Annotated in this window: 10 protein-coding genes; 3 read left to right on the top strand and 7 right to left on the bottom strand. The window is 68.9% G+C overall.

The annotated features are described in order from the left end of the window. On the bottom strand, window positions 1-437 hold a 437-nt coding region (locus IRZ30_RS11480; RefSeq protein ID WP_294085260.1), incomplete at its 3' end, for a hypothetical protein. 405 nt (window positions 438-842) lie between these two features. Between IRZ30_RS11480 and IRZ30_RS11475 the strand changes: the two genes are divergently transcribed. Continuing rightward, window positions 843-1,457, top strand: coding sequence for a DUF2993 domain-containing protein (locus tag IRZ30_RS11475; protein ID WP_294085259.1), 615 nt, complete (start codon window positions 843-845; stop codon window positions 1,455-1,457). Here the strand turns inward: IRZ30_RS11475 and IRZ30_RS11470 are convergent. Both IRZ30_RS11470 and IRZ30_RS11465 read right to left on the bottom strand, forming a co-directional pair. Further along, window positions 1,432-2,016 carry a hypothetical protein gene (locus IRZ30_RS11470; RefSeq protein ID WP_294085258.1) on the bottom strand — a complete coding sequence of 195 codons (585 nt, stop codon included), beginning with the start codon at window positions 2,014-2,016 and terminating at the stop codon, window positions 1,432-1,434. The genes IRZ30_RS11475 and IRZ30_RS11470 overlap by 26 nt on opposite strands. 7 nt (window positions 2,017-2,023) lie before the next feature. Then, window positions 2,024-3,187, bottom strand: coding sequence for a cysteine desulfurase family protein (locus tag IRZ30_RS11465; RefSeq protein WP_294085257.1), 1,164 nt, complete (start codon window positions 3,185-3,187; stop codon window positions 2,024-2,026). Between the two features lie 155 nt (window positions 3,188-3,342). On the opposite strand from IRZ30_RS11465, the gene IRZ30_RS11460 reads away from it, so the two are divergent. Then, window positions 3,343-3,744, top strand: coding sequence for a nuclear transport factor 2 family protein (locus IRZ30_RS11460; protein WP_294085256.1), 402 nt, complete (start codon window positions 3,343-3,345; stop codon window positions 3,742-3,744). A gap of 143 nt (window positions 3,745-3,887) precedes the next feature. On the opposite strand, the gene IRZ30_RS11455 is transcribed toward IRZ30_RS11460, so the two are convergent. The 4 genes from IRZ30_RS11455 to IRZ30_RS11440 all read right to left on the bottom strand — a co-directional run bounded on the left by IRZ30_RS11455 (window position 3,888) and on the right by IRZ30_RS11440 (window position 9,677). Next, window positions 3,888-4,862: an NAD(P)-dependent oxidoreductase gene (locus IRZ30_RS11455; RefSeq protein ID WP_294085255.1), complete on the bottom strand. Its 975-nt coding sequence runs from the start codon at window positions 4,860-4,862 to the stop codon at window positions 3,888-3,890. Window positions 4,863-4,973: 111 nt separating this feature from the next. Continuing rightward, window positions 4,974-6,551 (bottom strand): methionine--tRNA ligase, encoded by a 1,578-nt coding sequence (metG, locus tag IRZ30_RS11450; protein WP_294085254.1) that lies wholly within the window; start codon window positions 6,549-6,551, stop codon window positions 4,974-4,976. A 119-nt stretch (window positions 6,552-6,670) separates the two neighbouring features. Next, window positions 6,671-8,452 carry a methionine--tRNA ligase gene (gene metG, locus IRZ30_RS11445; RefSeq protein WP_294085253.1) on the bottom strand — a complete coding sequence of 594 codons (1,782 nt, stop codon included), beginning with the start codon at window positions 8,450-8,452 and terminating at the stop codon, window positions 6,671-6,673. Between the two features lie 85 nt (window positions 8,453-8,537). Continuing rightward, a complete protein-coding gene (locus tag IRZ30_RS11440) occupies window positions 8,538-9,677 on the bottom strand; it encodes a Xaa-Pro peptidase family protein (RefSeq protein ID WP_294085252.1) in 1,140 nt (379 codons plus the stop codon). A 601-nt stretch (window positions 9,678-10,278) separates the two neighbouring features. On the opposite strand from IRZ30_RS11440, the gene ftsH reads away from it, so the two are divergent. Then, window positions 10,279-12,159, top strand: a complete 1,881-nt coding sequence (gene ftsH / locus IRZ30_RS11435; protein WP_294085251.1) for an ATP-dependent zinc metalloprotease FtsH — start codon at window positions 10,279-10,281, stop codon at window positions 12,157-12,159. Window positions 12,160-12,209: the final 50 nt, after the last annotated feature.

Below are 12,209 nucleotides of genomic sequence, written 5' to 3'. Positions count from 1 at the left end.
AGCTCGTCGGCGGTCACGGCGATGCCCTGCTGCGTCGCCAGCTCAGCGAGCCACTCCCACGGGTGGGGCTCCCTGCGCGCTTCCTCGTCGTCGTCCGGAAGCACGACGTTCAGCACGTCCTGTCGGATCTTTTCGGCTGTCAAGCCCGTGCGGGCGGGGGCCACATTCTCGAGAACGACTCGCTGCCCGTCCTCCAGCTCCACGAGCGCGAGCACCGAGCTCATGGTCCATCCGAGCTCACGCAGGACGACATGCCGCCCATCCTCCAGCTCCACGAACTCCCAGACCGTGAAGCTCTGCGACGGTCCCGTCTCAGGAGCACCGGTCGCGAAGTCACAGATCGCGCCGAGGCGAACCACCCGACCCTGGTGAGCCGGGTTTCCGGCATCGGGGTCGCGGCTCGGGTCATAGGGAAACCAACCGGATCGATCGCTCATGACATGCCCTCTCCTCCTCGGTGACAGACGGGCAAACCTGTGTCACGTTGGGTTTGTCAGAAGCGTTCATGATGGCAGAGTGGGCGGCGCTCCGGGTGGGTCGGATGATACCAGATGCGGGGTTTGCCTCGTTTCACTGAAGAGCGCTGCCGCCAGCCGCCTGGCGGCGGGTCGGAGGAGTCCCACCTGGGGCGGCCTGGACGGGGCGGGTACAATCGAGAGCCACGACGCGGCGGCCTGCGCCATGCGTCAGCGGGCCGGGGACCGCGATGCAGCCGGGAGGGATTGTTCATCATGTATTGTCCCCGCTGTGGGGCGGACCAACCGCTAGGCACCCACCGGTGCGCACGCTGCGGCCAGCCGTTTACGCGCCGCGCGTATGCCAGGAGCCAGCGGGCGCGGCCGGTGGCGACCGTGCAGGCGCGGACCCAGTACCGCGAATGGGAGCGCGGCCCGGGCGTCGGCCGGCGCGTTCTCGGTTGCCTGGCTGTCATGGTTCTGACCGTGGTCCTCGTCCTGGCCGGGTTCGCGACCTTCTCCGGCGTGGTTCGCCCCTATGTTGCCCGCACGATCACGGAACGGCTGAGCCCGGCGGCATCGCAGTCGTCCGAGGAGCCCGCGGCGCCCGCTGTGGTAGCCGTCCCTACCCCGTCTCCAGGAACGCGCCAGGTGACCGTCACCCAGGAGGACTTGAACCAGCGGATCGAGGCTAACCGGGATCGGATCCGGCCGCTGGAAAGCGTTCAGGTGCAGATCACGCCCGAGGCGTTCGCCATCGACCTGCGCGCCTTCGGGTTGAGTGGGCGCTACGAGGGCCAGGTGGTGGTGGCCGACGGTGAGGTGCAGCTCACCAATGGGCGGATCACCGGACCACTGGGGTGGATCATCCCCGTCGCCCCGCTGGAGTCGGCGTTGAACGACCAGCTCCGCAACGGGCTGGATCGGTCCGGCGTGGCGGTCGAGTCCGTGACGTTGCAAGAGGGGCAGATGACGATCACGCTGGCCCCGGCCGCGAGCTGACGTCGACCGGCTCGTTCCCCAGAGCGGGCCAGCCGCGGTACGGTTTCTCGGGCCATCCCGCGGCTCGCGCTTCCGCCAGATCGTCCGGCCAGTCTTTCCGGCGGTGCTGATACGTGCTGTACCACGCCGCGTAGGCGTCCACCAGCCGCTGCCACTTGTCGCGCTGGGTCGCGCGGAACGCCAGGGCGAAGTGCCAGGCCTGGACCTCGCGCGGGTCGTCCTTGCCCAGGCGCAGCGCCCGGCGCCGATCCCCTTCGTGCCGGTGCGCGGCATGCCCCAGCTCGTGCAGGAACCAGAGGGTCACCGCCTCAACATAGGTCGCGGCACCGTACGTCAGTGCCGTCTGGTACCAGGACGTGCCGCGCGTGTTGACGTAGATGGCGCGCGACGCGGGGTGGTGGTAGCTGGAGCGGACCTGCCAGTCGTCCACCAGCCAGACGACCCGCACGCCGTGCGTGGCGGCGGCCACCTGCCACGCGAGCGGCGCGGGGAACTTACGGACCAGATCGAAGCTCACGATGTGGAGCGCAGGGTCTGGTACCCGGTGACGGAAGACCACGGCGATCCTACATTCCTCCACGCGCACGGAGCCGGGCGACGCCCGCGGCCAACGCCTCGGCCGCGCGGTCGACCTCGTCCTCGGTCGTCAGCCGTCCGAGGCTGAGGCGCACCGCTCCGACGGCCTCTTCCGGTGGGATCCCCATCGCCAGCAAGACGGCCGACGGCTCGGTCTCTCCGGCGTGGCAGGCGGAACCGGTCGAGGCCGCGACCTCGGGCACGGCGGCCAGGAGCGCGTTCCCGTCGATCCCGGCGAAGCGGACGTTGAGCGTGTTCGGGAGCCGGGCGGTCGGGTGGCCGTTGAGCGTCACGCCGCCGGCCTTCTCCTCCAGGAGGCGGTGCAACCGGTCGCGCAGCGCCCGCTGGCGCGCTGCCTCGCCCTCGAGCGTCGCGCCTGCCAGCGCCGCGGCGGCACCCAGCGCAACCATCCACGGCACGTTCTCGGTGCCGGCGCGGCGGCCCCCCTCGTGCCCCGCGCCGTGGATGAGCGGCTCCAGTGCCGTGCCGCGCCGGACGTAGAGGGCACCAATCCCCTTGGGCGCGTACAGCTTGTGCCCGGCGATCGTCAGCATGTCCACACCCAGGTCGTCGACCCGGGTCGCAACCTTCCCCACGCTCTGAGCCGCGTCGGTGTGCAGCGGCACTCCGGCCTCCCGGCAGATGGCCGCGATCTCGCCGATGGGCTGGAGGGTGCCCACCTCGTTGTTAGCGTGCATGACGGAGACGACGACCGTCTCCGGCCGGAGCGCCCGGCGCACGTCGTCCGGGTCCACCTGCCCGGTCCCATCCACCGGCAGGTAGGTGACGGCCACCCCGCGACGCTCCAGGAAGCGACAGGTATTCAGCACGGCCGGGTGCTCCACGATGGTGGTGACGACATGCGCCCGGTCGCTCCCGGTTGCCCAGACCCGGCCGATGAGGGCCCAGTTGTCGGACTCGCTCCCGCCGCTGGTGAAGACGACCTCGTCGGCCGCGCAGCCGAGAAGGTCAGCCACCTGCTGGCGGGCACGCTGGACCCCCTTTGCCGCTGCCCGGCCGTACGGGTGATCGCTCGACGGGTTGCCGAAGTGCGTGTCGAGGAACGGAAGCAGGGCATCGCGCACCTGCGGCAGTACCGGCGTGGTGGCGTTGTAGTCGAGATAGATTGGCGTCTCGCGGGGATCGGTGCCCATACGCGCTCCACTCCCTCGCCCAAGCGGATCAATCCAGCCCGATCGTACCATGCGCCTAGAGCCGAACACAGGCCGGATTGTGGATGCCGTGCGTGGTACCATCCCCCCGGGTTTGGGTAGTGGTTTAGCCGGGAGGCGAGGGAGGTCCCAGCGGGATGGACGAACGCGCCACGTCGCCGGTCGACGTCGTGCGGGCGTCGATCGCGGCGCTCAACCGGGGTGATATCGACGAGGCGCTTGAATACTGTGCGGACGACATCGTCGTCTGGGCACCGGGGCGCGAGCTCGACGGTCAGGAGGTGCGTGGGAAGGAGCAGCTCCGGCTGGTGCTCGAATACAGCGAGGCACGCTGGCCCGACATGTGGACCGCCGTCCGCTCGATCATTGCCGACGGCGAGCGGGTCGCCGTCGAGATGACCACGGTTGCGACCGAGCAGGGCCGCCGCATCGCCCAACCGATGGCCGCCTTCTACCTCGTGCGCGACGGCCTGATCGTCGAGCAGTCCAGCTACTACGACCTCGGCGCCCTCACCCGCGCGCTGGGCGAGGAGTGGTGAGGGATGCGTCATACGTCATACGTCATACGTCCCCCTCACCCTCGACCCCTCTCCCCTGGTGGGAGAGGGGAGAGGACGGAATACGCAGTACGCACGACGGGTGACGCATGACGTATGACGTATGACGTATGACGTATGACGCCCTACCCCGCCTCGCTGAGGAGCACCTGCGCTGCGCGCTCCACGAAGGCGCGGCGAACGGCGTCGTCGCTGGCGCCGGCGATGTGCGGGGTGAGCACGACGTTGTCGAGGGCCAGGAGCGGGCTGTCCGGAGCGATCGGCTCGTAGGCGAAGACATCCAGTCCAGCCCCGGCGATGTCTCTCTGGCGCAGCGCGCGGATCAGGGCGCCTTCGTCGACCAGCCCGCCGTGCGCAGTGTTGATGAGGTAGGCATTCGGGCGCATCAGCGCCAGCTCAGGCGCGTCGAGCAGGCGGGTCGTCTCGGGCGTAAGGGGCAGGTGTAGGCTGACGATGTCGGATTCGCGGAGGAGCTGGTCGAAGCGCCGGTACTGCACGCCCCAGCGCCGCTCGGCGGCCGGCTTCCGCTCCCGGTCATAGTAGATTACGCGCATGCCGAACGCCTTGGCCCGCGCCGCGACCGCTTCTCCGACACGCCCGAGCCCCACGATGCCCAGCGTCTTCCCGGCAATCGGCTCCGGCCACTCCATGCCGACCCAGTTCCGCGTACCCTGTCCCCGGTCGGACCGGTGGAGGTTGGGTCGCCGCTCTCCAGATACCAGGTCGGAGTAGGCGTGGAACAGGCGGCGGCTGAGCGCAAGGATGAGAAGCATGGTGTGCTCGGCCGCTGTCAGGGTCGCGAGCGAAGGAATGACCTCCAGCCGCGTGCCGTTCCGGCCCGCGAGCCGGTGCACCGCGCGTAGCCGTTCCCCTTCGTCCGGGTCGAGGAGCACGACGACGCGCGCCTCCGCCAACGCCTCGTCGGCCACCGCGCCCAGCGCACCCCGTGCGGCCACGATGACCGGCGTATCCGTCGCCTCAGCCCGGTCCTCGACAACCTCCCCGCCCGGCAGGCGCGCGGCGAGCATCGCGGGGAGCCAGTCGTCCCCGGCGACCAAGGCCGCCCCGGGTGGTAGGTTCCAGGTGATCAACGTCGGCATCCATCCCCCTCACCCCCGGCCCCTCTCCCACCAGGGGAGAGGGGAGAGATACGCAGTACGCGCTACGCAATACACGTTACGGGTGACGCATGACGTATGACGCACCACACATCACCCCTCAAGTCTCGGAAAGATCGGGTGCGGCTCGCTGACCTGGGTTCCGGGTGGAAGCTGGCCCCAGGTGAGCGCCGCGGGCCAAGAGCGTGCGTCCAGCGCGACGCCGATTTGTTCGGCGATGCGCTCTGCGGTGTCGGGCAGGAACGGCCGGAGCGCCTGGGCGATGATCCGCAGGGCCTCAGCCAGGTGGTACAGCGCGGTGTCGAGCCGCGTCGTGGCGATCGCGTCGCCGCCCCGCTCGGCCCTGGCGAGGCTCCACGGGGAGGTCTCCTCCACGTACCGGTTGGCGCGGACGACCAAATCCCAGATGGCTGCGAGTGCCGCCTGTGGGTCGAAATCCCGGCCCATCGTCTGCTCGATCGTGCCGGAGAGTCCCGCGGCGACCGCTTCCAGGTCCTCATCGGTGGCGACCGGCTCAGCGGGTGTGGGTACGACGCCCGACCGGTAGCGCTGGATCATGCTGACGGTGCGGTTGAGCAGGTTGCCCAGGTCGTTGGCGAGGTCGGCGTTGTAGCGTCGCTCGAGCTTCTCGTCGGTGTAGTCGGCGTCCTCGGTGGGCGGCACCTCGCGCAGCATCCAGTAGCGCACCGCGTCGGCGCCGTAGCGTGCCGTCAGCTCGGCCGGGTCGACCACGTTGCCGAGCGACTTGCTCATCTTTTCGCCGCCGATGGTGAGGTAGCCGTGGACGACGATGGTCGTCGGCAACGGTTCCCCGGCGGACATCAGCATGGCCGGCCAGTAGACGGCGTGGAAGCGGAGGATGCCCTTGCCGATGACGTGGACCCGGTCGGGGTTCTCCACCCAGTAGCGCCGGTAGAGCTCGGCGTCGTGTGCGTAGCCGAGCGCCGTGATGTAGTTCGCCAGCGCATCGAACCAGACGTACATCACCTGGTTGGGATCGCCCGGCACGGGGATGCCCCAGCCGCGGGCCCGTGCGCGCGTGCGGGAGATGCTGAAGTCCTCCAGGCCGCGCGCGATGAATGCGCGGACCTCGTTCCGGCGTGTCTCGGGGATGATGCGCAGCCCGCCGGAGTCGATGGCGCGCGCCAAGGCGTCCTGGTACCGGGAGAGGCGGAAGAAGTAATTCTCCTCCTCGACCAGCTCCAACGGGATGTGGTGCTCGGGACAGAGGCCGTCCGGGGCCTCTTCCTCGGTATAGAACTGCTCGCCGAGGACGCAGTAGAGCCCGGCGTAGTAGCGCTTGTCGATGTCTCCCGCCCGGTCGCACGCCGCCCAGAGCTTCTGCGCGCCCTCGATGTGACGCGGCTCGGCGGCGGTGCGGATGAAGTCGTCGTTGGAGATGTGCAGGTACTCGGTGAGGCGGTGGAACGCCTGGGCATTGCGGTCGACGAGCTCCGCGACCGGGATCCCCTCCCGCTCGGCGGCCAGGACGTTCGTCAGGCTGTTCTCGTCGGTTCCGGTCAGGAAGCGGGTGTCGTCGCCGATGAGCCGGTGGTAGCGGGCGAAGGCGTCGGTCTGGATGTACTCCAGTGCGTGGCCGAGGTGTGGCGCGGCGTTGACGTAGGGGATCGAGGTGGTGATGTAGAAGCGGTGCCGGCCGTCGGTGTCCATGTCGCCACCTCCTCGGGAAAGCCGTGTGCCCCCGCGTCCGCCGAGGATCTGGGACGCGGGGGTGGTGCGCCCGCTGATCTGACGGTCTGGACCAGCCGGACCGGCACTCGCTCCGGAGGCTACTCCTTCGCCGCTGTGGTCGTGCCGCTCGCGTGCTCCAGGCGGGCGCGCTCCTCCTCGATGACGCTTTCGTCCAGCTTCTGGAACAGCACACGCGGACGCGCCAGGGGCTGGCCGGGCGAGAGCGTGCTCGGCACCCAGCGGTCGACGTTCCCCTCGGAGGCGAGGGGCTGGTAGACCAGTGCCTCGTGGGACCGTTCGCGCTCATCGAAGCGCTCGATCTGAAGATCGCCGAAGAGCGGATCCTCCTGGCCAAGGAAGCGCTTCGCCTCGGCGCTGGTGAAGGGCAGCACCGGGGCGAAGAGCGTGGCCAACGAGTCGATCGCGCGCAGGGCGACGAAGATCGTGGTTCCGGCCGCCTCGCGGTCCTCCTTGATCTGGAACCAGGGCGCCTTATCGTCGAGGTAGCGGTTGACCTCGCGTGCGAGGGACATCGTCTCGCGCAGCGCGGCGCGGAATTCGGCACGCCCGTAGAGTGACCCGACCGTGTCGAACCCGGCCGCGATCCGGTCGAGCAGTTCGGTGTCACGTGAGTCGAGTTGGCCCGGCTCCGGCACGCGGCCGTCCCAGTGGCGCACGGCGAAGCTGATCACGCGGTTGACCAAGTTGCCCCAGGCGGCGACCAGCTCGTTGTTGTTGCGCTCGACGTACCCGCGCCAGGTGAACTCGCTGTCGCCGGTCTCCGGCGCGATCGCGGTTAGGTAGTAGCGGAGCGGGTCCGGGGCGTACCGCTCCAGGTAGTCGGGGAGCCAGACCGCCCAGTTGCGGCTGGTGCTGAACTGCTGCCCCTCCAGGTTCAAGAACTCGCTGGCCGGGATGTCGAACGGTAGGTTCAGCCGCTCATCGTAGCCCATCAGCTCGGCCGGCCAGATGATGGCGTGGAATGGGATGTTGTCCTTGCCGATGAAGTAGTAGCCGCGGGCGGCGGGGTCGGTCCACCAGGCCTCCCAGGCGTGCTCATCGCCCCGGTTCTTAGTCGCCTCGATGCTGGCCGACAGGTAGCCGATCACCGCTTCGAACCAGACGTACATCACCTTGTGCTCGTAGCCGGGGATCGGCACCGGGATGCCCCACTCGATGTCGCGCGTGACCGGGCGAGCCTTCAACCCGCCGCGCAGATAGTTCTCCACGAAGCGCTGGACGTTGGGGCGCCAGTGCTCCTGACGGCCGATGTACTCGAGCAGGCGCGATTCGAAGGCCGGCAGGTCGAAGAAGAAATGCTCCGTCTCGCGGACGACCGGCCGGCTGCCGCAGAGCTTGCAGCGCGGGTCGATCAACTCCGTGGCGTCGAGGGTGCGCCCGCAATTGTCGCACTGGTCGCCCCGTGCGTTCGGGTAGCCGCAGTGGGGGCAGGTGCCCTCGACGTAGCGGTCGGGCAGGAAGCGCTGGTCGGTCTCGCAGTAGAGCTGGGCCATCGCCTCGGTGTGGATGAACCCCCGCTCGTAGAGCACGCGGAAGATGTCCTGGGATACCGCGGCGTGGTTCTCGGTGTCGGTATGGGTGAAGAGGTCGAAGCTGATGCCCAGCCCGATGAAACTCTCCAGGAAGCGGCGGTGGTAGCGCTCGAAGAACTCGCGCGCGGACACCCCGGCCCGCTCGGCGGAGACGGTGATCGGCGTGCCGTGTGCGTCGCTGCCGCTCACCATGAGCACCCGGTTGCCCCGCAGGCGGTGATACCGGGCGAAGATGTCTGCCGGCAGGTAGACCCCCGCCACGTGCCCAAGGTGGAGGTCGCCATTGGCGTAGGGCCAGGCGACGAAGACGCCGATCCGCTCGTTCACACTGCGCTCCCATCCGAGCAGGTTGACGGGCCGTGCCCGCTGCTGCCATCGACCAAGCGCGGCGCTCTGGAATCCACGGCGCGCGTTAGAACTCCTTCAGCCGCGACTCCATCTTATCCCAGCGGTCAATCCGGGGGTTGAGCACCCGGGGGCCGTCGGCCTCGATGACCACGGTTCGAGCATTCCGGGCACCGATGCGTCCGGGGATGTAGACGCCAGGGCGGTCTACCAGCACCATACCAGGAACCAACGCCGTCGTCTGGGAACGGGTGAGATATGGTGCCTCGATCGGGCTGAGGCCGATCCCGTGACCGGTCCGGTGCCGGATGTTCGTGCCGAGCCCCAGTCGCTCCAGCGCCCGGCGAGCGGCCAGATCGACCGACTCCGCCGTCGCCCCCACCGTCATCGCTTCGAGCGCGGCGTTCTGGGCGATGATCGAGCTCTCCACCCAGCGGACCACATCGCGCAGCGGGTCGCCGACGAAGAAGGTGCAGCCCGCCTGCGCGTGGTAGCCGGCGACATTCGCGGTGAACTCCACGACGACGCAGTCGCCGCGAGTCAGCGCGCGGTTGCTCGTCGGTGCGTTCGGCATGGTCGTGCGGGTGCCGCTCAGGAGCGACCCGGTGATGCCCGGTCCGGGGAGGTCGTAGTCGTCGCCGAGATCCTGGCGCATGATGCCGTCGACGACGGAGATGATCTCAGCCAGCACGTCCTGCTCGGTGCTACCCGTCGTCAGGCGCGCGAAGGCCCGCTCCAGCGCCATGTCGGCGTAGCCCGCCGCGCGCTCGATGAGGGCGATCTCAGCCGGGGACTTCACCACCCGCTGCTCCGCGACCGGGTCGAGCAGTTCGACCTCTTCGACCTCCTCCGCGATCGCCCTCCAGTCCCGCGCGCTCACGGCGGTATCGACGACGAGCGGCCCGCCCGCCTCACGGGCCATCCAGCGGACCGGTGGCTCCTCTGCCGGGTACTCGGCGTACCAGCGGACGTCGGTCACCCATCCGCTCGACAGATGTTCGGCTTCCATCTGCGGCACGAAGAGGGCCGCGCTGCCGTCAGCCCAGACGCAGGCCGCGAGCGGCCGATCGGTCGGAAGGAAGCGGAGGCCGGTCACGTATCGAATGTTGGCTGGATCGAAGAGCAGGGCAGCGTGCTTCTCGAGCGTGGTGAGCCGCTCGCTCAGCAGCTTGGCCGCCCGCCGGTGAAACGCTTCTCCGAGCACCATGCCGCTCTCCCCTCACCCTTTCGTGCCTGTCCACCGCGATGGCCGGATCCACGCCGCAGGAAGCTCCGCAACGTCGCCCATAATGATCGCCGCTCGCAGCGGATCGTGCCAGTACGTTCAACGGCCCATCGGGACTCTGACAATTCTCCCATACTCTGGTCTGGACAAATCGCCTTGTTAGGGTCAGAATAGGGGTACCCGGAGGTGTGGGATCCCAGCCGGGTCAACACTCCGGGGTCCAACTCAGCACACCAGACTCATCTCCTCCTCACGTGCGAGGCAGCCGTCCACCAGCGGCTGCCTCGTGCGGTTTGGCATATGACAGGGGGGCACCGCCGCAGCCCCGCGACGACACAAAAAGTTCCAAACCGGTAGAATAAGTACATTGGATGGCACCGAGGGTGCGATGCCCACAGGCAAACGTGTATTGGGCATCGACCGCTTGCGGGGTCCGTCGTGATCAGACCAACCTGGTCCAACGCATCGAGGAAGGCATTCCAGTAGCATGAGAGAGCCCACCAACCGCCCGGGGCCGCCGGGCCCCGGCGAACCCCGCCCGCCTGCCCAGGGCCGGCCGAGGTTTCCCACCTGGATTCTCTGGGTGGCGTTAATCGCGCTGGCGCTGTGGAACGTCTACACCTTTTTCTGGCCGTCGGGTGGCGCACGGCTGAACGTCCCGTACTCAGCGTTCATCCAGCAGGTCGAGGTCGACAACGTCTCCAGCGTCACGATCCGAGGCCAGCAGGTGACCGGCACCTTCGCGGAGCAGGTGCGCCTCGCGGGCGATCAAGTGCTCGGGCCCGGCGAGTCTCCGCCACCCGGTACCAGCCCGAGTGAGATCCGAACGGGCACGCAATTCCAGACGACCATCCCGGAGAACAGCCAGGCCGATCTGGTGCCCCTGTTGCAGAGTCACGGGGTCACCGTGAAGATCGACCAGTCGGGTGGCTCCGTCTGGCCCAGCCTGCTCGCCACCATCGTGCCGCTCTTTCTCTTCATCGGGTTGATGGTCTACCTCGGCCGCAGCATGTCGCGCGGGCAGCAGAACGTCTTCAGCTTCGGCCGCTCCAAGGCGCGTGTCTACGACGCGGAGCGCCCGCGCGTGACCTTCGCCGACGTGGCGGGGGAGGAGGAGGCGAAGGCCGAGCTATCGGAGGTCGTCGACTTCCTGCGCAACCCGATGAAGTACCACGCCATCGGCGCGCGGCTGCCGCGGGGTATCCTGCTGGTCGGCCCGCCCGGGACGGGGAAGACGCTGCTGGCACGCGCGGTGGCCGGGGAGGCCGGCGTGCCCTTCTTCAGTGTCAGCGCGTCCGAGTTCGTCGAGATGTTCGTCGGCGTCGGTGCCAGCCGGGTCCGTGACCTGTTCGAGCGGGCCAAGGCATCTGCCCCGTCGATCATGTTCGTCGATGAGCTGGACGCCGTGGGCCGGCAGCGCTTCGCCGGGCTCGGAGGCGGGAACGACGAGCGCGAGCAGACGCTGAACCAGTTGCTCGTGGAGATGGACGGCTTCGAGGCACACCAGGACGTGATCGTGATCGCGGCCACCAACCGGCCGGACGTGCTCGACCCGGCGCTGCTGCGACCCGGCCGCTTCGACCGGCAGGTGACGGTCGGGCTCCCCGACCGCCGCGGGCGCGAGGCGATCCTTCGCATCCACACGCGGGGCATCCCGGTGGCGGACGACCTGGATCTCGAGGGGATCGCCGCGGCGACGCCGGGCTTCTCCGGGGCGGACCTGGCCAACCTGGTCAACGAGGCGGCGCTGATGGCGGCGCGGAAGAACAAGAAAATCGTCGAGCGCATCGACTTCGACGAGGCGCTCGACAAGATCGTGCTCGGCACCGAGCGGGCCATGATCATGAGCGAGCATGAGAAGCGGGTCGTGGCCTACCACGAGGCCGGCCACGCGGTCGCTGCCCACTTCTCCCCCGGGACCGACCCCCTGCGCAAGGTGAGCATCGTGCCGCGCGGGCAGTCCCTCGGGGTGACGATCCAGGCGCCGGACGAGGACCGCTTCAACTACAGCCGTGCCTATCTCCTCGCCCGCCTGACCGTCATGATGGGCGGGCGCGCAGCGGAGCAGCTCGTATTCAACGAGATGACGACTGGTGCCCAGAATGACCTCAAGGAGGCCACGCTGCTCGCGCGGCGCATGGTCGGTCTCTGGGGCATGAGCGATGAGGTTGGCCCGGTCTACCTGGGGATGGGCGAGCAGCACGTCTTCCTCGGGCGAGAGATCATGCAGGAGCGCGACGTCGCCGAGGCCACGCTGGAGCGGGCCGACGAGGCGGTCCAGCGACTCCTCCGCGAGGCGATGGAGCGTGCCGAGGAGTTGCTGCGCAAGCACCGCGACAAGCTGGACGCGCTGGCCGAGGCACTGATCGCCGAGGAGACGATCGGCCAGGAGAAGATCACCGAGATCCTGGGCGCGCCCCCGGTGCCGTCGGCCGCCCCGGCCGCGGCGGCAGACAGCGTGTAGCGGCGGAATCGCCCGGTTTCTCGGCGTCCGGCGGCCGCCCCGCGCGGGGC

The organism is Sphaerobacter sp., from assembly GCF_019683595.1.
Classification (GTDB): domain Bacteria; phylum Chloroflexota; class Chloroflexia; order Thermomicrobiales; family Thermomicrobiaceae; genus Sphaerobacter.
This window is presented reverse-complemented; position numbering and strand designations above follow the sequence as displayed.